This is a genomic window from Streptomyces sp. 1-11 (genome assembly GCF_007176755.1).
Taxonomy (GTDB): Bacteria; Actinomycetota; Actinomycetes; order Streptomycetales; family Streptomycetaceae; genus Streptomyces.
In genome coordinates, this window is record NZ_BJTV01000001.1 from 453,524 (window position 1) to 477,538 (window position 24,015).

The 24,015-nt window shown below is 72.4% G+C and carries 21 protein-coding genes; 9 read left to right on the plus strand and 12 right to left on the minus strand.

Annotated features, from left to right (window positions below):
* Nucleotides 1–251: 251 nt before the first annotated feature.
* On the minus strand, nt 252–1,292 hold the full coding sequence (locus tag TNCT1_RS02065) for an NAD(P)-dependent alcohol dehydrogenase (RefSeq protein ID WP_143627503.1): 1,041 nt from the start codon (nt 1,290–1,292) through the stop codon (nt 252–254).
* A gap of 180 nt (nt 1,293–1,472) precedes the next feature.
* On the opposite strand from TNCT1_RS02065, the gene TNCT1_RS02070 reads away from it, so the two are divergent.
* A complete protein-coding gene (locus tag TNCT1_RS02070; RefSeq protein WP_143627505.1) occupies nt 1,473–2,369 on the plus strand; it encodes a helix-turn-helix domain-containing protein in 897 nt (298 codons plus the stop codon).
* 131 nt (nt 2,370–2,500) lie between these two features.
* Here the strand turns inward: TNCT1_RS02070 and TNCT1_RS02075 are convergent, their stop codons facing one another.
* The 5 genes from TNCT1_RS02075 to TNCT1_RS02100 form a co-directional block, all read right to left on the minus strand.
* On the minus strand, nt 2,501–5,806 hold the full coding sequence (locus TNCT1_RS02075; RefSeq protein ID WP_174266110.1) for a S8 family serine peptidase: 3,306 nt from the start codon (nt 5,804–5,806) through the stop codon (nt 2,501–2,503).
* A 242-nt stretch (nt 5,807–6,048) separates the two neighbouring features.
* Entirely contained in the window at nt 6,049–6,732 is a 684-nt protein-coding gene (locus TNCT1_RS02085; protein ID WP_143627507.1) for an ABC transporter ATP-binding protein, read from the minus strand.
* 69 nt (nt 6,733–6,801) lie between these two features.
* Complete coding sequence (locus tag TNCT1_RS02090; RefSeq protein ID WP_143627509.1) at nt 6,802–8,271, minus strand: ABC transporter permease; 1,470 nt, start codon at nt 8,269–8,271, stop codon at nt 6,802–6,804.
* 155 nt (nt 8,272–8,426) lie between these two features.
* A complete protein-coding gene (locus tag TNCT1_RS02095; RefSeq protein WP_174266111.1) occupies nt 8,427–9,692 on the minus strand; it encodes an Ig-like domain-containing protein in 1,266 nt (421 codons plus the stop codon).
* Between the two features lie 201 nt (nt 9,693–9,893).
* Nucleotides 9,894–10,238, minus strand: coding sequence for a hypothetical protein (locus tag TNCT1_RS02100; protein ID WP_143627511.1), 345 nt, complete (start codon nt 10,236–10,238; stop codon nt 9,894–9,896).
* A 109-nt stretch (nt 10,239–10,347) separates the two neighbouring features.
* On the opposite strand from TNCT1_RS02100, the gene TNCT1_RS02105 reads away from it, so the two are divergent.
* Both TNCT1_RS02105 and TNCT1_RS02110 read left to right on the plus strand, forming a co-directional pair.
* Complete coding sequence (locus TNCT1_RS02105; protein ID WP_143627513.1) at nt 10,348–10,674, plus strand: LAETG motif-containing sortase-dependent surface protein; 327 nt, start codon at nt 10,348–10,350, stop codon at nt 10,672–10,674.
* 42 nt (nt 10,675–10,716) lie between these two features.
* Nucleotides 10,717–11,478 (plus strand): hypothetical protein, encoded by a 762-nt coding sequence (locus TNCT1_RS02110; RefSeq protein WP_235902258.1) that lies wholly within the window; start codon nt 10,717–10,719, stop codon nt 11,476–11,478.
* A 70-nt stretch (nt 11,479–11,548) separates the two neighbouring features.
* Here the strand turns inward: TNCT1_RS02110 and hutH are convergent, their stop codons facing one another.
* The 3 genes from hutH to TNCT1_RS02125 all read right to left on the minus strand — a co-directional run bounded on the left by hutH (nt 11,549) and on the right by TNCT1_RS02125 (nt 15,298).
* A complete protein-coding gene (gene hutH / locus TNCT1_RS02115; protein ID WP_143628299.1) occupies nt 11,549–13,087 on the minus strand; it encodes a histidine ammonia-lyase in 1,539 nt (512 codons plus the stop codon).
* Between the two features lie 146 nt (nt 13,088–13,233).
* Nucleotides 13,234–14,376, minus strand: a complete 1,143-nt coding sequence (locus TNCT1_RS02120; RefSeq protein WP_143627515.1) for a GGDEF domain-containing protein — start codon at nt 14,374–14,376, stop codon at nt 13,234–13,236.
* 127 nt (nt 14,377–14,503) lie between these two features.
* Complete coding sequence (locus tag TNCT1_RS02125) at nt 14,504–15,298, minus strand: enoyl-CoA hydratase/isomerase family protein (RefSeq protein ID WP_143627517.1); 795 nt, start codon at nt 15,296–15,298, stop codon at nt 14,504–14,506.
* Nucleotides 15,299–15,484: 186 nt separating this feature from the next.
* Here TNCT1_RS02125 and TNCT1_RS02130 point away from each other — a divergent pair, with 186 nt between their 5' ends.
* Entirely contained in the window at nt 15,485–16,114 is a 630-nt protein-coding gene (locus tag TNCT1_RS02130; RefSeq protein ID WP_235902260.1) for a hypothetical protein, read from the plus strand.
* Here the strand turns inward: TNCT1_RS02130 and TNCT1_RS02135 are convergent.
* Complete coding sequence (locus TNCT1_RS02135) at nt 16,105–17,223, minus strand: adenylate/guanylate cyclase domain-containing protein (protein WP_143627519.1); 1,119 nt, start codon at nt 17,221–17,223, stop codon at nt 16,105–16,107. The two genes, TNCT1_RS02130 and TNCT1_RS02135, sit on opposite strands and share 10 nt — an antisense overlap.
* Nucleotides 17,224–17,483: 260 nt before the next feature.
* Entirely contained in the window at nt 17,484–18,344 is an 861-nt protein-coding gene (locus TNCT1_RS02140; protein WP_143627521.1) for a biotin--[acetyl-CoA-carboxylase] ligase, read from the minus strand.
* A 111-nt stretch (nt 18,345–18,455) separates the two neighbouring features.
* Between TNCT1_RS02140 and TNCT1_RS02145 the strand changes: the two genes are divergently transcribed.
* The 4 genes from TNCT1_RS02145 (at nt 18,456) to TNCT1_RS02155 (ending at nt 21,194) form a co-directional block, all read left to right on the plus strand.
* The gene (locus tag TNCT1_RS02145; protein WP_143627523.1) at nt 18,456–20,057 is read left to right on the plus strand and encodes an acyl-CoA carboxylase subunit beta; all 1,602 of its coding nucleotides are present in this window, start codon (nt 18,456–18,458) and stop codon (nt 20,055–20,057) included.
* A 68-nt stretch (nt 20,058–20,125) separates the two neighbouring features.
* Entirely contained in the window at nt 20,126–20,335 is a 210-nt protein-coding gene (locus TNCT1_RS02150; RefSeq protein WP_143627525.1) for an acyl-CoA carboxylase epsilon subunit, read from the plus strand.
* 72 nt (nt 20,336–20,407) lie between these two features.
* The gene (mmpB, locus tag TNCT1_RS36610; protein ID WP_268894155.1) at nt 20,408–20,536 is read left to right on the plus strand and encodes a morphogenic membrane protein MmpB; all 129 of its coding nucleotides are present in this window, start codon (nt 20,408–20,410) and stop codon (nt 20,534–20,536) included.
* 40 nt (nt 20,537–20,576) lie between these two features.
* Nucleotides 20,577–21,194, plus strand: coding sequence for a nucleoside triphosphate pyrophosphatase (locus TNCT1_RS02155; protein WP_143627527.1), 618 nt, complete (start codon nt 20,577–20,579; stop codon nt 21,192–21,194).
* Here TNCT1_RS02155 and TNCT1_RS02160 read toward each other — a convergent pair.
* Nucleotides 21,166–21,750, minus strand: a complete 585-nt coding sequence (locus TNCT1_RS02160; RefSeq protein WP_235902262.1) for a hypothetical protein — start codon at nt 21,748–21,750, stop codon at nt 21,166–21,168. The two genes, TNCT1_RS02155 and TNCT1_RS02160, sit on opposite strands and share 29 nt — an antisense overlap.
* 365 nt (nt 21,751–22,115) lie before the next feature.
* On the opposite strand from TNCT1_RS02160, the gene TNCT1_RS02165 reads away from it, so the two are divergent.
* A complete protein-coding gene (locus TNCT1_RS02165) occupies nt 22,116–23,888 on the plus strand; it encodes a biotin carboxylase N-terminal domain-containing protein (RefSeq protein ID WP_143627529.1) in 1,773 nt (590 codons plus the stop codon).
* Nucleotides 23,889–24,015: the final 127 nt, after the last annotated feature.

A 24,015-nucleotide genomic window follows, 5' to 3' on the forward strand; every position in this document is an offset into this window, starting at 1 on the left:
GGCAGACGGACGGACCGGCAGACCGGCGAACCGACGGACCGACGACGGCCGACCGACGAACCGGCAGACCAGGGAACCGACGGACCAGCGGACCTGCGAACCGACGAACCGACGGACCGCAGACCGGCAGACCGACGGGTCCGGGGCCGTCGGGGCCCCGGACCCGTCGAACACGCCGGACCCGCCGGACCCGCCGGACCCGCCGGACGCGACGGACGCGACGGACGCGACGGACGCGACGGACGCGACGGTCAGATGGTGGCCGTGTCGATCACGAAGCGGTAGCGCACGTCGCTGGCCACCACCCGCTCGTAGGCGTCGTTGATCTCGGCCGCGCCGATCAGCTCGATCTCCGCGCCCAGGCTGTGCTCGGCGCAGAAGTCCAGCATCTCCTGGGTCTCGGGGATGCCGCCGATGTTGGAGGTGGTCAGGTTGCGCAGGTTGCCGAAGAGCGAGGACAGGGCCACGTGGACCGGCTCCTCGGGCAGGCCGACGTTGACCATCGCGCCGCCGGTGCGCAGCAGCGACAGGTAGGCGCCGAAGTCGAGCGGGGCGGAGACGGTGTTGAGGATGACGTCGAAGGTGCCCTTCAGGTTCTCGAAGGTCGCCGGGTCGCTGGTCGCGTAGTAGTGGTCGGCGCCCAGCTTCAGGCCGTCGTCCTTCTTGCGCAGGGACTGGGACAGCACGGTGACCTCGGCGCCCATCGCGTGCGCGATCTTGACGCCCATGTGGCCGAGGCCGCCGAGGCCGACGACGGCGACCCGCTTGCCGGGGCCCGCGTTCCAGCGCTTGAGCGGGGAGTACGTGGTGATGCCGGCGCACAGCAGCGGGGCGGCCACGTCCAGGGACAGCCCCTCGGGGATGCGGACGACGTAGTTCTCGTCGACCACGATCTTCTCCGAGTAGCCGCCGTAGGTCGGCTCGCCGTCCCTGCCGACGGAATTGTAGGTCCAGGTCGGGCCGCGGTCGCAGTACTGCTGCAGGCCGGCCTTGCAGTTGTCGCACTCGCGGCAGGAGTCGACCATGCAGCCGACGCCCACCCGGTCGCCCACGGCGAACTTCGTCACGCCCGGGCCGACCTCGGACACCACTCCCGCGATCTCGTGCCCGGGGACCATCGGGAAGATCGCCTCGCCCCAGCCCTCACGGGCCTGGTGGATGTCGGAGTGGCAGATGCCGGCGAACTTGATGTCGATCAGGACATCGGACTCGCCGACCGGACGCCGCTCGATGGTGGTGCGCTCCAGTGGAGCCTTCGCGGCGGGCGCGGCATAGGCGGCAACAGTGGTCATGGGGGGATCTCCTAGCAGACTCTGGGTGCCCGGTCGCCTTCCGGCCAGGTACGTCTTCCAGCGTGCCCCATGTCCAGCGAATCACCCAGGTCACGCTTTTTCGTACGACCACCGTGCCTACCACTGGCGGGGACAGGCTGACCGGCGTACGACCGGGCGGCACCACGGATACTTGGCCGTATGGACGTACAGCCGGAAGCCGCCGCCGGACCGCCCCTGGACCGGTGGGCCGAGCTGAGCGAGTTCCTGCGCAGCCGGCGGGCCCGGCTGCAGCCGGAGGACGTGGGACTGCCCGACTTCGGCCGGCGCCGCAGGGTGCCGGGGCTGCGCCGCGAGGAGCTCGCCCAGCTCGCCGGTGTGTCGGTGGCGTACTACACCCGGCTGGAGCAGGGCAACGGGCGGAACGTCTCGGCGGAGGTGCTTGACTCCATCGCCCGGGCCCTGCGCCTTACGGACGCCGAGCATGCCCACCTCACCCACCTGGCCAAGCCGACCGCGCACAAGAAGAAGCCGGCGGCCCGGCAGCAGCAGGTGCGGGCGGCGCTGCGCCAGTTGCTGGACTCGATGGAGGGCGTCCCCGCGTACGTGGTCGGGCGGCGCTCGGAGATCCTCGCCTGGAACCGGATGGCGGCCGCGGTCTTCGGCGACTGGGCCGAACTCGCGCCCGCCGAGCGCAACTGGGCCCGGATGGTGTTCCTGCGCCCCGACTACCGGGACCTGTTCATCGACTGGGAGCAGAAGGCGATCGACATCGTCTGCGCCCTGCGCATGGACGCGGGCTGCTATCCGGACGACCCGCGGCTGTCCGCCCTGGTCGGCGAACTGTCGGTGAAGAGCGCGGAGTTCCGCAGGCTGTGGGCCACGCACGACGTCAAGGAGAAGGGCTACGGCGTCAAGCGCCTGCTGCATCCGCTGGTGGGTGAGCTGGCCCTGAGTTTCGAGACGTTCCGGCTGGCGGACGACGGCGACCAGGCGCTCATCACCTACCACGCCGAGCCGGACTCCCCGTCCGCGCAGTCGCTGCGGCTGCTGGCGAGCTGGGGCACGGACGCGGCCCGCGCGGTGCCGTCGGCCTGACCGGCCGGACCGGTCACGGGTCTGCCGTCCGGACCGGGCCGGACAGGCGCCGGCGACACGGCGCGGGGGCGTGCCGGAAGGTGTTCCCGGCACGCCCCCGCTCGCTGGACCTCAGAACCGCTGCCCGCCGCTCACTTGCCGTAGTAGGCGTCGTAGACGGTGATCAGCGAGGTGTTGCCCCTCTTGTCGGTGATCTTGGCGCGGAAGGAGACGGACTTGTTCTTCGCCGGGTTCTTCACGGTGATCTTGCCTCCGCGGACCTGGGTGGCCTTGAAGGTCTTGCCGTCGTAGGAGACGTACACCTTCAGGGACTTCAGGTTGCGGCCCGCGGCCGAGCCCTCGACGGTCACCGGGAAGGTGGCCTTCCGCCCGGCCTCGACGCGGCTGTCCAGGCCGGTCTTCGCGCCGAAGTGCAGCGCCGACACGGGGAGCCGGGCGAAGCCGTCGGCCGGCTTCTTCGAGCGGAAGGTCCAGCTCGCGTCGATCCGCGAGGAGGCCTTCGCGACCGTGGCCGGACGCCTGACCGAGGTGGTCAGCCGGTAGGCGGCGTCACCGGCCGGGACCTGGAAGGTCTCGTCGCCGTACAGCGGGTCGTGGTTGGAGCCGATCTTGACGCCGTCGCGGTACAGGGTCGTGCGCGCCGAGGAGAGCACCGAGTAGCCGGTGTTCCCTGAGCCGTCGGCGAACAGCGGCAGCGAGCCGTAGATCTCGTTGCCCTCCCGGAAGACACCGAGGTCACCGCCGACGCGCGGGGCGAAGACGGCCGTGTTCATGGTTCTGGTGTACGTCTTGCCCGCCTTGAACGACCACGGGCGCGACGAGTAGGCGACGTCGGAGACCGGGAAGCCGTCCTGGTCGACCCCGCCGTCCTGCTCGAACTCCAGCTGCCACCGCACGCCGCCCCTGGCGGACAGGTGCAGGGTGTGCGTGGCGGGCAGCTTGCGCTGGAGGCTGATGGAGGAGCCGCTGCTGCTGCCGGGCAGCGAGCCGAGCGCGCCCACGGAGCCCGTCTTGCCGCTCGCGGCGGCGCCGAGCCGGGCCTTGACCGTGGCCAGGTCGGCCGCCTTGTAGTGCTTGGTGTAACCGGTGGCGAACTGCCTGACCGGGCCGCCGGAGACGGTGGCGTACTCCTGCGTCTGGCCCTTCGACCAGTGGCCGTCCCACTGCTGGAACAGGGTGCCGGAGGCGGGCCGCGGGCCGAGGGCCGCGGTGCGGAAGTTCTTGTACGAGCCGAGCAGCCAGCCGTAGCCGTACTGGCCGTCGCCGACGGTGACGTCGAACTCCGTGGCGGCGAACTCGGACCGGGCGCCGGACGCAGGCACGGTGATGTCCACCGGCTTGGTCTTGCGCGCGTCGACGGTGACCGTCTGCTTCTTGGTGACGGTCAGCTTCGGCTGGGCGATCCAGTCGATGCCCTTGGCGGCGTTCGCGGGGTCGGCGACGACACCGCTGTTGAGGACGTACGTGCCCTTGGGCGCGCGCACCTTCACGGTGCCGGACTTGTCGTACGGGTTCAGGAACTGGCCGCGGGCCAGGCCCGACACGCCGGTCAGGTCGGCGCTGTAGTACGGGGCCGGCTTGCCGTCGCGGCCGATGAACTTCAGCGTCACGTCGTACGACTCCGTCTCGCGCTGCACCGCGGCGGCCGTGCGGACGCTCTGCCCGCCGCCGGTCGCGGTCACGTAGGCGGAGTAGGAGCCGTCGACGGTGCCGCCCAGCCTGGTGTCGGCGGTGAGGCCGACCGAGGCCGTGCCGTGCGCCGGGACGGTCACCCGGGTCGCGTCCAGCTTGAAGAAGCCGGCCGGGGCGGCGTGGCCCTTGGGGTCGGTGGCGGTGCTGGTCAGGTCGAGGGTGACGGCCTCGTCCCCGAGGTTGCGGTACGTCAGCCGCTTGGTGACCGGCTTGTCGTCGGTGTGCGGCCAGGCCTGGGTGCCGAAGCCGACCGAGACGGGCTCGGCGACGACGGACTGCTTGATCACGCGGTCGACCGCGATCCGGCCCGAACCCTGCTCGAAGGGGGTGTAATTGCCGCCCTTTGCGGAGCCGGTGAGCGCGGCCTTCAGCTCGGCGTAACCCCAGTCGGGGTGCTCCTGCTTCAGGATGGCGGCGGCGCCGGCGACGTGCGGGGTGGCCATCGAGGTGCCGGAGATGGTCAGGTAGCCCTCGGGCTTCTCGCCGACCTCCCGGTCGATGACGCTGCCCTTGGCCGCCGCCGCGGTGATGTCGACGCCGGGCGCGGTGACGTCCGGCTTGATGGCGCCGTCGCCGATCCGCGGGCCGGTGGAGGAGAAGTCCGCCAGCTTGTCCTTGTCGTCGACGGCGCCGACGGTGAGCGCGGCGTCCGCGCTGCCCGGCGAACCGATCGACTGGGGGCCCTCGTTGCCCGCGGCGATCGCGAACAGGATGCCCTTCTCGGCGGAGAGCTTGTCGACCTCGGCCTCGAGCGGGTCCACCTCGGGGGTGTCGAAGCCGCCCAGGCTGAGGTTGACGACGGAGGCGCCCTGCGCGGCCGCCCACTCCATGCCGGCGATGATGCCGGAGTCGTCACCGTAGCCGGAGTCGTCCAGCACCTTGCCGTTGAGGATCTCGGCGTCCGGTGCGACGCCCTTGTACTTGCCGCCCGACTTGGCTCCGGTGCCCGCCACGATGGACGCGACGTGCGTGCCGTGCCCGAAGTGGTCGGTGGCGTCGGCGGCCTGCGTGAAGTTCCTGGACTCCTTCACCTGGTCCTTGAGGTCCGGGTGGGTGGTGTCCACACCGGTGTCCAGGACGGCGACCTTCACGCCCTTGCCGGTGTAGCCGGCGGCCCACGCGGTCGGGGCGCCGATCTGCGGCACGGACTTGTCCAGGGACGCCTTGCGGACGCCGTCGAGCCAGACGTGCGCGATGCCGGAGGCGGCCCGGTCCCCGTCGGTGACCGCGGCCCACAGCCCCCTGGTGTCCCGGGCCGGGGTCTGCACGGCGTCCGCGTTCAGCGCCTTGAGAGTGCGGCGCAGGTGGCCCGCGTCGCGGACGTCGGTCCTGGCGGCGGTGGCGGTGCCGCGGTAGCCGACGATGACCTTCAGGCCGTTCTTCTGGGCCTTGCGGTTGGCCGCGCGGTTCAGCTCGGTGATGTCGAACAGCCGCTGGTCCAGCGTGCCGGAGGCGACCAGGCGGGCCGCGTCGGCGGGGACGACCAGGGTGTGTCCGTGGGCCTTGCGGACCTGGAACGGTATGTGCTCGCGCCCCTCGGCCCGTCGCAGGCCGACGATCCGGCCCTTGCCGTCGAGGCTCACGCGGTCACCGGTGATCAGGGTGACGTGGTGCCGGGCGGTGGACGGGGCGGCGGCGGCGGCCGGAATCCGCCGGCCCTGGTTCGCCGACGCCGGGCTGGTCATACCCGCTGCGAGGGCGACGGCCGCGGCGGTGGCCACGGTGGCCGCGGCGGCTCTCTTCACTTGTCTGCGCAAGATCTCCCCCTGGAGATGAGGTACCGGGCGAATTCCCCGTTCACCCGGCCGGGGGAAGATTCGTACACCTGCACGTCAATCCCCCCGGATCACGCAGTATGGCGGGGGGTGATCAGAGGCCTCAAGAGCGGGAGACGGGACGGCAGGCCCCGCCGGGAACTGTTACGCCCCGGGCGGGACACCGTTACACAACCGCGAAGTCCCTTCGGGGCGTGCGGTGTTATGGGCGGTCAGGCGCCGGCGTTCTCCTTGACGGTGATCCGGCCCTTGCGCAGGGTCGCCAGCCGCGGGGCCTTCCGCGCGATCGAGGAGTCGTGGGTGACCATGACGAAGGTCAGCCCGTGCTCCTTCCACAGGCGTTCGAGCACCTCCATGATCTCGTCGCGCGTCCCCTCGTCGAGGTTGCCGGTCGGTTCGTCGGCGAGCAGCACCTTGGGCCGCTTGACGAGGGCCCGGGCGATGGCGACACGCTGCTGCTGCCCGCCGGACATCTCCGAGGGCAGGTGGGCCAGACGCTCGCCGAGGCCGACGGAGCCCAGCGCCTCGGCCGCCCGCTCGCGCCGCTCCCTTACCTTCACCCCGAGCGGGACCAGGGCGGTCTCGACGTTCTCCTGCGCGGTGAGGGTGGGGATGAGGTTGAACGACTGGAAGACGAAGCCGATGTTCTCGCTGCGGACCCGGGTCAGCCGGCCCTCGGAGAGGCCGGCCAGGTCGGTGCCGTCCAGGACCACCTCTCCGGAGGTGGGCCGGTCCAGCGCGCCGAGCATCTGCAGCAGGGTGGACTTGCCCCCGCCGGTGGGGCCCTGGATGACCAGACGGTCGCCGTCGGGGATGGTCAGGTCGACGCCTTCAAGGGCGTGGACGGTCTCCTTGCCCCTCGTGTAGCGCTTGGTGACGTTCCTGAGTTCGTACATGGGGACTCCTCGAGGGGCGTTCGGATGGTGCGCGCCGCCGTGCGCCGCGCGTTCGGTGCGGGCCGGCCGCTACTCCACGCGCCGCAGCGCGTCGGCCGGACGCAGCCGCGAGGCCCGCCAGCCGCCGAACGCGCCCGCGATCAGGCCGCCGGCCACCGCGAGGCCCACCGCGAGGACGATCGTGGTGACGCTGACCGGGGCGGTGAGGGCCACCTCCAGGGTCCTGGCCGCCTGGCGCCCGGGGCCGCCCAAGGCACCGCCCGTGCCGCCCCCGGGTCCGCCGCCGAAGCCGCCGCCCGTGCCGCCGCCGAGCTGCGCCTGCAGGCCGGGGCTGACCGCCGTCACGGCGTAGGCGCCCGCCAGACCGAGCGCGATACCGAGGACGCCGCCGACCAGGCCGTTGACTACCGCCTCGCCGACCACCTGCCGGGTCACCCGGCCGGACTTCCAGCCCAGGGCCTTCAGCGTGCCGAACTCGCGCACCCGGCGGGAGACCGCGGAGGAGGTGAGCAGTCCGGCCACCAGGAACGCGGCCACGAGCACCGCGATCGACAGCCACCTGCCGACCTTGGTGGCCAGCGAGGAGGCGGTGGACAGCGAACCCGAGACGGTCTTGGCCAGGTCGGCGGAGGTGGTGACCGTGGTGCCGGCGACGTTCTTCTGGATGGCGCTCTTCACCGTGTCGATCCGCTGGGAGTCGGTCGCCTTGACGTAGATCGTGGTGATCTTGTCCTTCTCGCCGGCGAGGGTCTGCGCCTGCTTCAGCGGGACGTACAGGTCGGCCGCGGCGTCACCGCTGTCGGCGGTGGCGATGCCGATCACCTTGAACTCGGTGCCCTTGACCGTGACCGTCGAACCGACCTTGTACTTCTTCGTCCTGGCGTAGGCCGAGTCGGCCACGGCCACCCTGGCGTCCGTCTCGGTGGTGCGGAAGGCGCGGCCGCTGGTGATCTTCGAGGAGGTCAGCGGCCCGATCCCGGTCCGGGTGACGTCGGTGCCGAAGACGGTGTACTGGTTGATGTCGAAGTCGGCGCCGCCGCCGCGGACCTCGCCCTGCGGCCCGCCGCCCTCGGCGCCGCCGGAACGGCCCGGCTGCCCGCCGGCGTCGCCGTTCTGCTGGAACCGGCCGCGGGTGAACCGGCCGTCGACCTTCACCACATTGAGGCTGAGCCCGCCGACGGCCGAGGAGACCCCCCGCTGGCCCGCGACCTCGGTGACGGTCGAGGAGGCGAGGGTGGTGAACCCCTGCACCATGACCCGGTCGCTGCTCTGGGACTTCGAGTCGCCGTCGTTCTGCGCGTCGAAGCGGAAGCGCGGCCGCTGCGCGTCGCCGGTCGACGCCGAGGCGGCCTTGGTGACGGTCATGTCCGTGCCCAGCCCGTACAGCGACTGCAGGACCTTGTCCTGGGCCTTGCCCATGCCGCTGGACACCGAGTCGACCACGATGACGAGCGCGATGCCGAGCGCGAGACCGGAGGCGACGACGAGAGCCGCCTTTCTACGGCGGCGCAGTTCGCGCCTCAGGTAGGTGAAGAACATGCCCGCAAGCTAGGGACGGACCGTGACGACTCGATAAGGCCGGAATAAGAGAACCATGAGAAGGCGCCGTCCCGCCCCGGGAGGAGCCCGGAAAACGCCGGTGCCGCCCCTGTCGGCAGGGGCGGCACGAAAGCGGGTGTGCGGCAAGCGCGGGATCAGACGGCCGAACCGGCCTTCCACTGCGCCCAGTCCATGTTCCAGCCGTTGAGGCCGTTGTCCGGGGAGACCGTCTTGTCACCGGTGTGCCGGATCACCACGACGTCACCGACAAGGGAGTGGTTGTAGACCCACGCGGCCGGTGTGCTGGAGTCGTTGGCGCCCTTGGTGTCGGACAGGCCCACGCAGCCGTGGCTGGTGTTGACGCTGCCGAAGATGGACTTCGCGCCCCAGTAGTTGCCGTGCAGGAAGGTGCCGGAACTGGTCAGCCGGATGGCGTGGGGCACGTCCTTGATGTCGTACTCGCCCTTGCCGTCGTCGTCGGTGAAGCCCACGGTCGCGCCGTTCATGCGCGTCTGCTTGAACTTCTCGGACATCACCATGATGCCCTCGTACGTCTTGTTCTCCGGGGAACCGGCGGAGATCGGTATGGTCTTTATCGTCCTGCCGTCCTGCGTGACCTTCATCTGCTTGGTCTGCGCGTCGACGTAGGAGACCTGGTTGCGGCCGATGTGGAAGGTGACCGTCTTCTGCTGCACGCCGTAGACGCCGGAAGCGCCCTCGACACCGTCGAGCGCGAGCTTCAGCGTGACGGTGGAGTTCTCCTTCCAGTACGCCTGGGGACGGAAGTCGATGCGGTTGGCGTTGAACCAGTGGCCCACGACCTCCTGACCGCTGCTGGAGGTGACCGTGATCCCCTTCTGCACGGCGGCCTTGTTGGTGATCGCCTTGTCGAAGTTGATCGACACCGGCATGCCCACGCCGACGGTCGAACCGTTCTCCGGCGTGAAGTTGCCTATGAAGCTGTTGGCCGGCGAGACCGTGGTGAAGGAGGCGTTCTCGTGGGCCACGCGGCCGGCGGAGTCCTTGGCCTCTGCGGCGAGCCGGTAGGTGGTCGACCGCTCCAGCTGGGCGTCGGGCTGCCAGCTCTTCTTGTCGGCGGACAGGGCGCCGGCCACGGTCTTGCCGTCCTCGGTGGTCATGGACACGTTGGTGAGGGTGCCCTTGGCGACCTTGACGGCGGCCGAGTTGTTGATGGAGGCGTTGTTCGAGCCGTCCTTCGGCGTGATGGTGATCTGGGCCTCGGAGGACTTCTCGGCCGCCGCCTCGTCGGCCTTGGCCTGCGAGGTGTCACCGCTGCCGGACGCCTTGGCGTCGTCGCCGCCGCCGGAACATCCGGTGAGTGCCAGCACGCCACCGAGCAGTGCGGACGCGACCGTCAGGCCCCTGCGCCGCTTGCTGTCCGTCATCACACGCTTCTCCATCGTTGCCGTCATCGCGAACCCCGGGTCCCCATGGGAACCACCAACGCTACGGGCGATTCGCCCCGCTCCACGCCGGCCGCGGGTGTGGGTCTCCCCACGTCCGCCCGTGACGGGTGGTGCCGAAGTCGTCCGCGCGCCCCCTGAGACGAGAAAACCCCGGACGGCGGTTGCCGTCCGGGGTGCACAAGTGCCCCTGGACGCTCAGCCGATGCCGCCGTCTTCCTCGTCGTCCTCTACATCATCCCCGTCCGCCTCCCAGTCCGGGGAGTCGGGGTCGTAGTCGATGCGCTCGCTGGACCAGGAGGCCTGCTGGAGTTCCACCCCGGGCACCTCGCTGACCAGGTCGAACGGGTCCACGAGGTACGCGAGGGCCTCCGCGGTGTCTTCCGTCACAGCGCCCTCGGCGTGCGCCCGCTCCTCCTGCGGCAGCTCCGGATCGGCGGCGAGCCGGCGCAGCGCGGCCTTGGTCAGCCCGTCGCCGTCCTCCACCTCGAGGACCAAGTCCACCCGAAGGCGTACAAATCTGGATGTCTCTTCCGTGCTCATGCCGGGAGCGTACGACTGAAACCCCTTGTGACTTTCCTGTGACCCGCGACTTTCACTAACATCGCCCCACACGGCCAATTCGCCAGCGTCACAAGGGGATCGATATTCCGTGTCATCCGCTCGCCGTCCGCTGCTGACCGCCACCGCCGCGGGAACGCTGCTGTGCGCCCTGTGGTTCGTCCCGTCCGCCAACGCCTCGCAGGACGACCCGGCGAGAGCGGCGACCGGGGCGGCCTCGACGACACCCGTCACCCAGCAGGCGAAGGCCGTGTCCGAGGGCACCGCGGCCGACGCCGCGGACACCGCGGACACCGCAGAACTGGCCGACACCGGCAGCTTCGACACCACGCCGTACGTGGCCGGCGGCAGCCTGTTCCTCGCCGTGGGCGCCGGGTTCGTGGTGTATTCGGTGCGCCGGGAACGCCTGGGCCTTTAATATCGCTTGACGATTCTTTGACAGTACACGCATAGTCCGCTCATGAAGAGATCATCGGGCGTGCGGCTGTGCGCCACCGCGGTCGTCGGCGCCCTCTCGCTCGCCCTCGTGACGGGCTGTTCCGACGGCGGCTCCGGGGACGGCTCCGCCAAGGCGCTGAGCGCCGCCGAGCTGAAGGACCGGCTCATCGCCAAGGGCGAGGTGCCGGGGTTCAAGGTCGGGGCCGTCAAGGGCGGGATCCCCGATAAGAGCAAGGTCAAGGCGGGCGACGCGCAGTGCGACCCGCTGCTGCGCGCCCTCACCGCCATCGCCCCCGGCGAGCCGGCGGCTCAGGCCAGCCGCATGGCGACGGAGGACAAGAAGGACCCCACGGACGACGCGACGTCCCTGGACGATCTGGCCGACGGCAAGTTCGAGGACGCGCTCAACAAGTCCATGGACCTGGACGTCACCGTGGTCACCCTGGCCTCGTACGACGGCGACGGCGCCGAGAAGGCCCTGAAGTCGGTCTCGGACGCGGTGAAGGCGTGCTCGGGCGGCTTCGCCGGCGAGCAGGACGGCGAGAAGGGCAAGTTCACCAAGGTGGCCGAGGAGAAGTCCTCGGGCACGGGTGACGAGTCGGTGGCCTTCACCGCGACCAACGACAGTTCCGACGAGGGAGACATGCCGCTGCACGCCGAGGTCGTGCGGCACGGCAGCACGCTGGCGACGTACTCCACGGTCAACATCGGCGCGATGATGGGCAAGAAGCCGTACGCGGTCTCCGCGCCGGTCGTCAAGGCACAGGCGGCCAAGCTGAAGTGACGGCCCGTCCGCGGACGGGGCCGGGCTCGCGGCGGGGGCGCCGTGCGACGGCGCCCCCGCCGGACGTATGTCAGGCCAGCGGCCCCGTCACGGACTCCGCGGCGGTGACGAGGCGTCCCCCGCGGACGAAGGCGTCGGCCGCGGCCAGGTCGGGGGCCAGGAAGCGGTCCGGGCCCGGGCCCCGTACGCCGGCGGCGCGCACGGCGTCGATCACCGCCCGGGAGGCGGGCGCCGGGTCCAGCCCCTCGCGCAGTTCGATGGCGCGGGTGGCCGCGTACAGCTCGATGGCGATGACCCGGGTGAGGTTCCCGACGGCGGTGCGCAGCTTGCGCGCGGCCGACCAGCCCATGGACACGTGGTCCTCCTGCATGGCGGAGGACGGGATGGAGTCGGCCGAGGCCGGGACGGCCAGCCGCTTCAGCTCGCTGACCAGGGCGGCCTGGGTGTACTGGGCGATCATCAGGCCGGAGTCGACGCCGGCGTCGTCGGCGAGGAACGGCGGCAGCCCGTGGCTGCGGTTCTTGTCGAGCAGCCGGTCGGTGCGGCGCTCGGCGATGGAGGCCAGGTCGGCGGCCGCGATGGCGAGGAAGTCCAGGACGTAGGCGACCGGCGCCCCGTGGAAGTTGCCGTTGGACTCCACCCGCCCGTCGGGCAGCACGACGGGGTTGTCCACGGCGGAGGCCAGCTCGCGCTCGGCGACCAGGCGGGCGTGCGCGAGGGTGTCCCGGCCGGCGCCGGCGACCTGCGGGGCGCAGCGCACCGAGTAGGCGTCCTGGACGCGCGGGGCGTCGTCCTGGTGGTGGCCGGTGAGCTGGGAGCCCTTGAGCACGGCCAGCATGTTGGCGGCGGAGGCGCCCTGGCCCGGGTGCGGGCGGATGGCGTGCAGCTCGGGGGCGAGCACCTTGTCCGTGCCGAGCAGCGCCTCCAGGCTGAGGGCGGCGGTGACGTCGGCGGACTTGTACAGGGTGTCGAGGTCGGCGAGGGCCATGACCAGCATGCCGAGCATGCCGTCGGTGCCGTTGAGGAGGGCGAGCCCCTCCTTCTCGCGCAGCTCGACGGGGGCGATCCCGTGCTCGGCGAGCAGCTCGCCGGCCGGCCGGACCTCGCCGTCGGGGCCCTCAGCGTCGCCCTCGCCCATGAGGGCCAGGGCACAGTGGGAGAGCGGGGCGAGGTCCCCCGAGCAGCCCAGGGAGCCGTACTCGTGCACGACCGGGGTGATCCCGGCGTTGAGCACGTCGGCCATGGTCTGCGCGACCTCGGGCCGGACCCCGGTGTGCCCGGAGCAGACGGTCTTCAGCCGCAGGAACATCAGGGCGCGTACGACCTCCCGCTCGACCCGCGGGCCCATGCCGGCGGCGTGCGAGCGGACGATGTTGCGCTGCAGCTGGGCGCGCAGTTCCTGGCTGATGTGCCGGGTCGCCAGGGCTCCGAAACCGGTGGAGACGCCGTAGACCGGTTCGGGCTTGGCCGCGAGGGCGTCCACGATCTCCCGGGCCGCCGCGAGGGCGGACACGGCCTCGGCCGACAGCTCGATGCGGGCACCGCCGCGCGCCACGGCGAGAACGTCGGACGCCGTGACACCGGACGTCCCCACCACCACAGTGTGCATATCCATATTCAGGAGCGTACGCATTGAATGCGTTGGTGTCACTAGTGGGGTGCGGGAGCACCCCTTACCGTTCCGTGAGGCCGGAGGAGGCCGGAGGAGGCCGGACGAGGTCGGACGAGGTCGGATGAGGTCGGCCCAGGGCGCCCTCAGGGCAGCCGGCCCCTGAAGCGGCGCCGCTCGGCCCGCTCCGGCGGGGGCTCGTCGGCGAGGCGTACGACGGGGTCGTCCGGCCCCTCCCGGCCCGCCACCACCGGCCGGTCGGTCCCCAGGGCCTTGGCCCGGTACTGCGCGGCGTCGGCCAGCCGGAACAGCCGCCGGGCGTCGTGCACCGGCCCGATCGGGTCCTCGGTCGAGGCGACGCCGCAGGCCACCCCCTCACCCAGCTCCAGCTCCCCGGCCCGCCGGCACAGCTCGTCCGCCGCCTTGACCACGTCGTCCGCGGGCGGGCCGGCCACCAGCAGGCAGAACTCGTCGCCGCCGAGCCGTGCGGCGAGCGCGCCCGGCAGCATCGCCCCGCACAGCGACAGCACCGAGCCGAACCGTTCCAGCAGCCGGTCGCCGACGGCGTGCCCGAGGGTGTCGTTGACCCGCTTCAGCCCGTTGAGATCGCAGACGACGAGGCTGACGACCACACCCCCGGTGCGGTGCCGCTCGACGGCCTCCTCCAGGTGGACGTCCACGGCACGGCGGTTGGCCAGGCCGGTGAGGGAGTCGGTGAACGCCAGCCGGCGGGCCTCCTCCAGCCGCTCGGTCTGGGCCAGCCCCGCGGCGACGACCGCGGCCAGCACGGTGGCGAAGTCGGCGTCGGGGGGCCCGAAGAGGGGGGCGCTGACCGCCCGGGCCACGTACAGCTCGCCCCACGCCCGGCCGTGCAGCACGACGGGGGCGACCACGCAGCAGCCCCGGCCGCGGCGGCGCAGCGCGGCCACCCGCTGGTGGAAGTAGCCGGGGTCGCCGGCGGCCGTGCCCTCGGCGGTCTCCACCCAGGCGTTCGGGCCGCCCCCGCCGACCCACCGCTCGTGCAGGAACTCGGTGATCTCCGGGAACTGGTGCACCGGGTAGGTCTCGGCCTCCGGGAACTCCTCCTCGTCCGGGCGGCGCTCCCCCACGTTGACCAGCACGCGCAGCCGGCCCAGGTCCCGCTCCCACACCGACAGCGCGGCGAAGCTGCCGTCCAGCGCCCAGCACGCGCCGAGCGCGGCGGCGCGCCACGACTCCATCGGCGCACGCGCCGCGGCCATCCCCTGAGCCAGCGCCACCACGGCTGCCAGCCGCTTGTCCTCACCCATTGCTCCAGATTAGGGAGGATTTGGGGTGAACAGGAACATCAAGGCAGCGATGCCCACTCGACGTGACGGTGCCCAGCCGGTCCCGGCCGGTCCCGGGCGGACCGCCGTCAGGCGGCGTCCCGCACCGTCACTCGCCCGGCCACCGCGGCTCGCGCTTCTCGTTGAAGGCCGCCACGCCCTCCGCCCGGTCCCCGGAGAACGCCACCGACCGCCATGCCGCGTCCTCGACCTCGAGACCGGCCCTCAGGTCCAGGCCGTGGCCCAGGCGCAGCGCCCGCTTGGCCGCACGCAGCCCCACCGGCGAGTTCCGGGCGATGCGCGCCGCCAGCGCCAGCGCCTCCTCGCGGTCCCGGCCCTCCTCGACCAGTTCGTCCACCAGCCCGAGGCCCGCCGCCTCCGCCGCGTCCAGCCGCCGGGCGGTGAAGATCAGCTCGGCCGCCCGGGCCGCCCCGACCCGCCGCGGCAGGAGCTGTGTGCCGCCGCCGCCCGGGATCACGCCCACCGACACCTCCGGCAGCCCCACGACCGCCGTCGGGTCGGCCACGATCAGGTCGCAGGACAGCGCCAGCTCGAACCCGCCGCCCAGCGCGAAGCCGTGCACCGCCGCGACGGTCGGCATCGGCAGCTCCAGCACCCCGGTGTACGCCCCGCGCGCCACCGGCCGCTGCCGCACCAGGTCGGCGTCGCTGAAGGAGTTCCGCTCCTTCAGGTCGGCCCCGACGCAGAACGCGCGCTCGTGCGAGGAGGTCAGCACGACCACCCTCGCCTCCCGGTCGGCGGCGAGCGCCGCGCACGCGCCCGCGAGGGAGCGGGCCATCTCCGTCGAGACGGCGTTCATGGCCTTCGGCCGGTCCAGCACCAGCTCCGCCACGTGCCCGTGCCGCCGCACCAGCACGAACTCCCCGTACCGCTCCTCGCTCATGACACCCTCCGGTTAACGCGGGTTAACTCACTGCCGTCCCGATCATCGCAGCCGCACCCCGCCGCGGGAAAGAGCCGTCCCCTCCACTCCCCTACACCCGTTCGAGTGACATCCCGGCTGTTTCGGTCCACACCGACCACGAGCGCGCATAGCGTGCGCTCCGCGCCACGGTGGGGAGGGGACCTCATGAGACCGATACGCGCCGAGTCCGGTGCCGGGGAAACGAATCAGCGCAGCGCCGCGGCCAGGACCGCCACGCTTCCCGGCCTGCGCGGCCGGCACCGCAGGCCCCGCCCCCGCAAGGTGCTGCTCGCCGCGGGGGGCCTGGCGCTGGCCGCCGGGGTGCTCAGCCTCGTGCGCGTCGCACCGGAGTCCGGTGTCGGCGCCCCGGGCACCGCGCAGGCCGAGCCCCGGCTCGACCCGAGCGGCGCCGCCACCGCCCGCTCCTCGGCCCCGGCCGCCGCCCCGGCCACGGCCCGCGCGACCCGTCCCTCGGCCACCACGGCCATGGGCGGGGTGAGCGCGGCGCCGACGGACACGGAAGCGCCGGCGGATCCGCGCCCGGTCGCCCCCGGCGCCCCGGCGAGCCGCCTCGCGCCGCCGAGCGGCAGCACCGCGCCGACCACCGGGCCACGGGCCACCGAACCGGCCACCACCGCGCCGCACACCTCGCAGCCGGCGCCCGCGCCGACCAGGACCACGACCGCGCCTGCCCCGAGCCACGGCCCGACGGACCCGCCCACCCGGGGCGGCGGCGGCCTGTGCCTGCCGGTGATCGGCCTCTGCGTGGACGTGCTGGGCGAGGGTCAGGGCTGACCGTCGCGGCGGGCGAGCAGCCACGGCTCGACCACTCCGAGCCCGCGCACCGGGCGCTGCCACATCGGCTGGAGCGCGAAGCGGTACACCGGCGGCTCCTCGCCCTCCTTCTCCGCGGCGGCCGCCGCCTCGGCGGCCTCCGCCTCCGAGGCGGGCGCCTCCTTGGTGCGCACCAGTTCCTCGGCGAAGGCGCTGTCCACCAGCACGGCGTCGCGCGGGGCTATCGAGGTCAGCCGGGAGGCCAGGTTGACGGTCGTGCCGAAGACGTCGCCCATGCGTGTGGTGACCGTGCCGAACGCCATGCCGACACGCAGCTCCGGCATCGTCTCGTCGTTGGCCATCGTCTCCACCAGCCGCAGCGCGATGTCCGCGGCCGTGCCCGCGTCGTCGGCGACGTAGAGCACCTCGTCGCCGAGGGTCTTGATGAGCCGCCCGCCGCGGGCGGCGACCAGGTCGGCGGCCGTGGTCTCGAAGGCCTCGACCAGCTCGCCGAGCTCCTCCTCCTCCATCCGCCGGGTCAGCCGGGTGAAGCCGACCAGGTCGGCGAAGCCGACCGCGAGCCGCCGGTCGACCATCTCCTCGTCGTCGGCGGTCTGCACGACCCGGCCGGCCGAGGCGGCGAGCTGCCGCCGCCACACGTAGACCAGGAACTCCTCGAGCTCGGGCAGCAGCAGCTCGACGATCGGATAGGTGACCTCGGTGCGGGTCATGCCGGGCTCGGGCGGCTCGGTCAGGCCCTCGAGGAAGGAATCGATCTGCCATTCGGCCAACCGGGCGGTGGTCTGCCCGGTGGACCGGGCCACCTGCACCGCCATGGCCTCGCTCAGCAGCCCGGCCTCGACCAGACCGGCGAGCCGCCGCAGGGCGAGCACGTCGGCCTCGGTGAGCGCCTTGGCCTGCCCGATGTCGGCGAAACCCATGGCCCGCCAGAAGCGGGACGCCAGCTCCATGGAGACACCGGCGCTGCGGGCCGCCTGGAACGGCGTGTAGCGCCGCTCGGCGCCGAGGATGAGCTGCTCCAGACGCAGGGCGAGCGGATCGTCGCCGGGGTCGGCGGCGTGGGGATCCACCTGCGCGTCCGCGCCGGAACCCGTGTCGTCGACGGTCACGCCTGCTGCCCTTCCGATCTGCCGCGGTCAGGTACGACCGGCCTCAACTCTACGGCAGGTGTGCGCCAGCTCACTCCGGCGGGCCGAGCCGGGGGGTCCCCCTCCGGCACCGGCCGACCGGCACCGGGCTTCCGCGCGGGCGACGGCACCCGGCGCCGTACCTCGTCCCCGGCCGGCGGGCCCGCAGGGGCGGGTCGGGCGGTTCTCCGCGCCCCTCAAAGGCGCCCTGGGACGCCTGCCGCCCCAGACACCCCAGGGCGCTACGCGGGGCGCAGGTGGACGATGTCGCCCGCGCCCACCGGCTCCCGCACCCCGTCCTGCGTGGCGATGACCAGGCGTCCGTCGCCGTCGACCGCCACCGCCTCGCCGACCACGGAGCGGTCCCCGGGCAGTTCCGCCCGGACCGTGCGGCCCAGCGTCGCGCACCCCGCCGCGTAGGTCTCCTGCAGTCCGCTGGCGTCCGGGTCGCCCCCAGCCGAGCGCCACCGCCCGTACCAGTCCTCCAGCGACCGCAGCACGCCCCGCAGCAGCGGGTCCCGGTCCGTGTTCACCGCCCCGGCCAGCGCAAGTGACCCGGCCTGCGGCACCGGCAGCTCCGGCGCGCGCAGGCTGACGTTGACGCCCACGCCGATGACGACCCCGTCGTCCCCGGCCCGCTCCGCGAGGATGCCGCCGGTCTTGCGCTCCTCGCCGCCGACGGTCACCAGCAGGTCGTTGGGCCACTTCAGCGCCGTGTCCACGCCGGCCGCCCGGGACAGCCCGGTCGCCACCGCGACACCGGTGAGCAGCGGCAGCCAGCCCCAGCGGGCGACCGGCACCTCGGCCGGATTCAGCAGCACGGAGAAGAACAGGCCGGAGCGCGGCGGCGCGGTCCACTGCCGGTCCAGCCGGCCCCGCCCGGCCGTCTGCTCCTCGGCGACGAGCACCGCGCCCTCGCCGGCCCGGCCGGCGGCGGCCCTGGCAACCAGGTCGGAGTTGGTGGATCCGGTGCGCTGGACCACGTCCACCGCCGACCACAGCCCGCCCTCCCGGACCAGCCCGCGCCGCAGGGCCGCGGCGTTCAGGGGCGGACGGTCCAGATCGGACCAGCGGTTGTCGTCTGATGCATTGTGCGGCGTCATGCAAGTCACCCTAGGTGTGGGAAACGCCGCACTGCCGACGCGCAGCGGCACCACTACGCTACGGATGAGTAACCGTCCCCCCTTTTGAGCAGGCAGGGAGCCGCGATCCCGATGTCCGAGCCGGAAGAGCGCCACGAGATCGACATCCACACGACCGCGGGCAAGCTCGCGGATCTGCAGCGCCGTATCCATGAGGCGACGCACGCCGGCTCGGAGCGCGCCGTCGAGAAGCAGCACGCCAAGGGCAAGCTGACGGCGCGTGAGCGCGTCGAACTCCTCCTCGACGAGGGTTCCTTCGTCGAGCTGGACGAGTTCGCCCGGCACCGCTCCACCAACTTCGGCCTGGAGAAGAACCGCCCGTACGGCGACGGCGTCGTGACCGGCTACGGCACGGTCGACGGCCGCCCGGTCGCGGTGTTCTCCCAGGACTTCACCGTCTTCGGTGGCGCCCTCGGCGAGGTCTACGGTCAGAAGATCGTCAAGGTGATGGACTTCGCGCTGAAGACCGGCTGCCCGGTCATCGGCATCAACGACTCAGGCGGCGCGCGCATCCAGGAAGGCGTGGCCTCGCTGGGCGCCTACGGCGAGATCTTTCGCCGCAACACCCACGCCTCCGGGGTGATCCCGCAGATCAGCCTGGTCGTCGGCCCGTGCGCGGGCGGCGCGGTGTACTCCCCGGCGATCACCGACTTCACGGTCATGGTCGACCAGACGTCGCACATGTTCATCACCGGTCCGGACGTCATCAAGACCGTCACCGGTGAGGACGTCGGCTTCGAGGAGCTGGGCGGCGCCCGCACCCACAACTCCGCCTCCGGCGTGGCCCACCACATGGCCGGGGACGAGAAGGACGCCATCGAGTACGTCAAGCAGCTCCTGTCGTACCTGCCGTCCAACAACCTCAGCGAGGCCCCGGTCTTCCCGGAGGAGGCGGACCTCGCCGTCAGCGCCGAGGACCTGGAGCTGGACACCCTGGTCCCGGACAGCGCGAACCAGCCGTACGACATCCGCACGGTCGTCGAACACGTGCTGGACGACGCCGAGTTCTTCGAGACGCAGGCGCTGTTCGCGCCGAACATCGTCACCGGCTTCGGGCGGGTCGAGGGCCACCCGGTGGGCATCGTCGCCAACCAGCCGATGCAGTTCGCCGGCTGCCTGGACATCGACGCCTCGGAGAAGGCCGCCCGCTTCGTGCGGACCTGCGACGCCTTCAACGTCCCCGTGCTCACCTTCGTCGACGTGCCGGGCTTCCTGCCGGGCGTCGACCAGGAGCACACCGGCATCATCCGGCGCGGCGCCAAGCTGATCTTCGCCTACGCCGAGGCGACGGTCCCGCTGATCACCGTCATCACCCGCAAGGCGTTCGGCGGCGCCTACGACGTCATGGGCTCCAAGCACCTGGGCGCCGACCTGAACCTCGCGTGGCCGACCGCCCAGATCGCCGTGATGGGCGCCCAGGGCGCCGTCAACATCCTGCACCGCCGCACCATCGCCGAGGCGGAGGGCCGTGGAGAGGGCGAGGCCGCCAGGGCCCAGCTCATCCAGGAGTACGAGGACACCCTCCTCAACCCCTACGTCGCGGCCGAGCGCGGCTACGTCGACGCGGTGATCATGCCGTCGGACACCCGGTCACACATCGTCCGGGGCCTGCGTCAGCTCCGCACGAAGCGGGAATCCCTCCCTCCGAAGAAGCACGGCAACATCCCCCTGTAGGACCTGCGGGGCCGACCCGGCGCACCCCGCCGGGCCGGCCCCGGTCCCGCCGACCCCCTGGAGCGGTCATGAACATCAAGGTCGTACGAGGCAACCCGACACCCGAGGAGCTGGCCGCCGCACTGGCGGTGGTCCGGGCCCGCGCCGTGGCGGCCGCCGCGGCGCCGCCCGGCGCGGCCGGGACGAGGGACTCGTGGTCGGACCCCGCCCGCATCGCGTCCGCGCGCCTGCCCCAGCCGGGCCCCGCGTCCTGGACCCGCACCTACTGGCCGGCCTGAGCACGGCGCCGGGCGGCTACTTGAGTACGGGTACTCAGGCGCCCGGCCGGAAGCCACCCGCACGCTGGAGGGATGCTGTGGTCAGACCCCGAGAACGAGCCGCCCGAAGAACTGCGCGACACGCAGGAGATGCTGCGGCGGCTCGGCCTCGTCCTGGCCCTGGCGATGGTGCTGGGGATGATCGTGATCGGCCTTCGGTAGCGCGGCGCGTGATCCGCGGGCGAGGGCCTAACCTGGCCGCATGACTGCCAAGCCACGCAGGCGACTCGTACTCGCCTCCCAGTCCCCCGCCCGGCTCGGCCTGCTGCGCCAGGCGGGCTTCGCCCCCGAGGTGATCGTGAGCGGGGTCGACGAGGACGCCGTGACCGCGCCCACCCCGGCGGAGCTGGCGCTCGCCCTGGCCGAGGCCAAGGCCTCAGTGGTGGCGGCGAAGCCGGAGGTGCTGGGCGCTCTGGTCATCGGCTGCGACTCGGTGCTGGAGCTGGACGGGCAGGCGCTCGGCAAGCCCGCCGACTCCGGGGAGGCCACCGCCCGCTGGAAGGCCATGCGCGGACGGGCCGGGACCCTGCAGACGGGGCACTGCATCTGGGACACGACGGCGAAGCGCTACGTCTCCGCGACCGCGTCCACCGTCGTCCGCTTCGGCGAGCCGAGCGACGAGGAGATCGCCGCCTACGTCGCCTCCGGCGAACCCCTCTACGTCGCCGGGGCGTTCACCCTGGACGGCCGTTCGGCGCCGTTCATCGAGGGCATCGACGGCGACCACGGCAACGTGATCGGCATCAGCCTGCCCCTCGTGCGCCGGCTGCTGGCGGAACTCGGCGTCGGCATCACGGAGTTGTGGGAACCGGCCGAGTGACCTGGGCGGGGACGGAGTCCTGCGGCTCCTCGTCCCCGTCCTGCGGCTCGCCGGCGCCGTGCGAAGCGGCCGCCTCCCGCGGGGGCCCGGCCGCCGGCTCGTCCGCGGCCCTCGGGTCGCCGCCCGCCCCGGGCGCGCCGCCGGAGGCGTCCCGCGCCGGGCCGCCGTCCCGGTCGTACGTCACCAGCAGCAGGACGAGCAGGCCGAGCATCACCACCATGAACACGAAGGCCTGCCAGCCCACCAGGCTCAGCGTGAACGCCCCCAGCAGGCCGTGCACGACCGCGACGCTGATCAGCAGCACCCGGCCGAACCCGGCGGGCGCGCGGTCGCGTACCGCCACCAGGAGGGCCACCAGGGCGCACAGGGCGAAGTAGAGGCCGAAGACGAGGCCGCCGACCTTCGAGGACGTCGACATGACGTCCGGGTCCAGCCCGGCCAGCGACATCCGCTGGCGCTCCACGATCGTCCCGAGGAACCAGTTGAGCGCCCCGATGACGAACGCCTCGGCCAGGAGGACGACCGCCACGATCCCTGCCACCGGTCTGCGCAGCACCGGTCCCCACCCACTCTCCAGCCAGAACCCGTTACCCCGGGTACGTTCGAGTCATCGTGAACGCTACTAACGGGTAAACCCTGGGACAAGGGTTCGGCCACCGGCAAAGAATCATTGGGCCATTCGTAGGGACTCGACAAAGATTCGGAGTGGGGCGCGGCACCCTCTCACAGAGACCTTGACCACACGTCGGGGCTAGGGTTGCCCGGAGGAGTCCTGCCGCACCCCAGGTGCGACAAGGACTTTCGCGGGTCGAGCGGGCCTCGGATCACGCTCCGTGTGGGCAAGCTCACCATTGGGAACGGGTCGATGAGCCGTGTCGGCAGTCCCTAAACTCGGCTTGTTTCAAGGAGGGAGCCTCAATCGTGCGCAAGGTGCTCATCGCCAACCGTGGCGAAATCGCTGTCCGCGTGGCCCGGGCCTGCCGGGACGCCGGGATCGCGAGCGTGGCCGTCTACGCCGACCCGGACCGGGACGCTCTGCATGTCCGCGCCGCGGATGAGGCGTTCGCCCTGGGCGGTGACACACCGGCCACCAGCTATCTGGACATCGAGAAGGTGCTCAACGCCGCCCGCGAGTCGGGGGCCGACGCCATCCATCCGGGCTACGGCTTCCTCTCGGAGAACGCGGAGTTCGCGCAGGCCGTGCTGGACGCGGGCCTGAACTGGATCGGCCCGCCGCCGCAGGCCATCCGCGACCTGGGCGACAAGGTGGCCGCCCGGCACATCGCCCAGCGCGCCGGCGCCCCGCTGGTCGCCGGTACGTCCGACCCCGTCTCCGGCGCGGACGAGGTCGTCGCGTTCGCCGAGGAGCACGGCCTGCCGATCGCCATCAAGGCCGCCTTCGGCGGCGGTGGCCGCGGCCTGAAGGTCGCCCGGACCCTCGAGGAGGTTCCGGAGCTGTACGACTCCGCGGTGCGCGAGGCGGTCGCCGCCTTCGGCCGCGGCGAGTGCTTCGTCGAGCGTTACCTCGACCGTCCGCGGCACGTCGAGACCCAGTGCCTGGCCGACAAGCACGGCAACGTGGTGGTCGTCTCCACCCGTGACTGCTCGCTGCAGCGCCGCCACCAGAAGCTGGTCGAGGAGGCCCCGGCGCCGTTCCTCTCCGAGGAGCAGGTCGCCGAGCTGTACCGCGCCTCGAAGGCCATCCTGAAGGAGGCCGGCTACGAGGGCGCCGGCACCTGTGAGTTCCTGGTCGGCCAGGACGGCACGATCTCCTTCCTCGAGGTCAACACCCGCCTCCAGGTGGAGCACCCGGTGACCGAGGAGGTCGCCGGCATCGACCTGGTCCGCGAGATGTTCCGCATCGCCGACGGCGAGGAACTGGGCTACGACGACCCCGCCCTGCGCGGACACTCGTTCGAGTTCCGGATCAACGGCGAGGACCCGGGCCGCAACTTCCTGCCCGCCCCCGGTTCGGTCACCCGCTTCGACGCGCCGGCCGGTCCGGGCGTCCGGCTGGACGCGGGCGTGGAGGCCGGCAGCGTGATCGGCCCGGCGTGGGACTCGCTGCTCGCCAAGCTGATCGTCACCGGCCGCACCCGCAAGGAGGCCCTGGAGCGGGCCGCCCGGGCGCTGGACGAGTTCCAGGTCGAGGGCATGGCGACGGCCATCCCGTTCCACCGCGTGGTCGTCAGGGACCCGGCGTTCGCCCCCGAGCTGACCGGTTCCGAGGAGCCGTTCGCGGTCCACACCCGCTGGATCGAGACCGAGTTCGTCAACGAGATCAAGCCCTTCGCCGCTCCGGCCGACGCCGAGGCGGAGGAGGAGACGGGCCGCGAGACGGTCGTCGTCGAGGTCGGCGGCAAGCGCCTCGAGGTCTCCCTGCCGTCCTCCCTGGGCATGTCGCTGGCCCGCACCGGCCTCGCCGCCGGCGCCAAGCCGAAGCGCCGCGCGGCCAAGAAGTCCGGCCCGGTGGCCTCCGGCGACACCCTCGCCTCCCCGATGCAGGGCACGATCGTCAAGGTCGCCGTGGAGGAGGGCCAGGAGGTCAAGGAGGGCGACCTGGTCGTCGTCCTGGAGGCCATGAAGATGGAGCAGCCGCTCAACGCCCACCGGTCCGGCACTGTCAAGGGCCTGAACTTCGAGGTGGGCGCCTCGGTCACCTCCGGCGCCGCGATCTGCGAGATCAAGGACTGACGCCAGGCCGTCCCGCACAACGCCGCCCGGTGGCGCCCGTCAGGGCCCACCGGGCGTCCGCGTTCCACGGGCGCCCGGGCGCGTACCCCGGGGCCCTCGCGCGGGCCGGCCCGGGGGAGGCGGCGCC

What these genes read in the sequence shown, in the direction of transcription:
- TNCT1_RS02065 (WP_143627503.1), bottom strand. Translation starts at nt 1,292, where the DNA reads ATGACCACTGTTGCCGCCTATGCCGCGCCCGCCGCGAAGGCTCCACTG.
- TNCT1_RS02070 (WP_143627505.1), top strand. Translation starts at nt 1,473, where the DNA reads ATGGACGTACAGCCGGAAGCCGCCGCCGGACCGCCCCTGGACCGGTGG.
- TNCT1_RS02085 (WP_143627507.1), bottom strand. Translation starts at nt 6,732, where the DNA reads ATGTACGAACTCAGGAACGTCACCAAGCGCTACACGAGGGGCAAGGAG.
- TNCT1_RS02090 (WP_143627509.1), bottom strand. Translation starts at nt 8,271, where the DNA reads ATGTTCTTCACCTACCTGAGGCGCGAACTGCGCCGCCGTAGAAAGGCG.
- TNCT1_RS02095 (WP_174266111.1), bottom strand. Translation starts at nt 9,692, where the DNA reads ATGGAGAAGCGTGTGATGACGGACAGCAAGCGGCGCAGGGGCCTGACG.
- TNCT1_RS02100 (WP_143627511.1), bottom strand. Translation starts at nt 10,238, where the DNA reads ATGAGCACGGAAGAGACATCCAGATTTGTACGCCTTCGGGTGGACTTG.
- TNCT1_RS02110 (WP_235902258.1), top strand. Translation starts at nt 10,717, where the DNA reads ATGAAGAGATCATCGGGCGTGCGGCTGTGCGCCACCGCGGTCGTCGGC.
- hutH (WP_143628299.1), bottom strand. Translation starts at nt 13,087, where the DNA reads ATGCACACTGTGGTGGTGGGGACGTCCGGTGTCACGGCGTCCGACGTT.
- TNCT1_RS02120 (WP_143627515.1), bottom strand. Translation starts at nt 14,376, where the DNA reads ATGGGTGAGGACAAGCGGCTGGCAGCCGTGGTGGCGCTGGCTCAGGGG.
- TNCT1_RS02125 (WP_143627517.1), bottom strand. Translation starts at nt 15,298, where the DNA reads ATGAGCGAGGAGCGGTACGGGGAGTTCGTGCTGGTGCGGCGGCACGGG.
- TNCT1_RS02130 (WP_235902260.1), top strand. Translation starts at nt 15,485, where the DNA reads ATGAGACCGATACGCGCCGAGTCCGGTGCCGGGGAAACGAATCAGCGC.
- TNCT1_RS02140 (WP_143627521.1), bottom strand. Translation starts at nt 18,344, where the DNA reads ATGACGCCGCACAATGCATCAGACGACAACCGCTGGTCCGATCTGGAC.
- TNCT1_RS02145 (WP_143627523.1), top strand. Translation starts at nt 18,456, where the DNA reads ATGTCCGAGCCGGAAGAGCGCCACGAGATCGACATCCACACGACCGCG.
- TNCT1_RS02150 (WP_143627525.1), top strand. Translation starts at nt 20,126, where the DNA reads ATGAACATCAAGGTCGTACGAGGCAACCCGACACCCGAGGAGCTGGCC.
- mmpB (WP_268894155.1), top strand. Translation starts at nt 20,408, where the DNA reads ATGCTGTGGTCAGACCCCGAGAACGAGCCGCCCGAAGAACTGCGCGAC.
- TNCT1_RS02155 (WP_143627527.1), top strand. Translation starts at nt 20,577, where the DNA reads ATGACTGCCAAGCCACGCAGGCGACTCGTACTCGCCTCCCAGTCCCCC.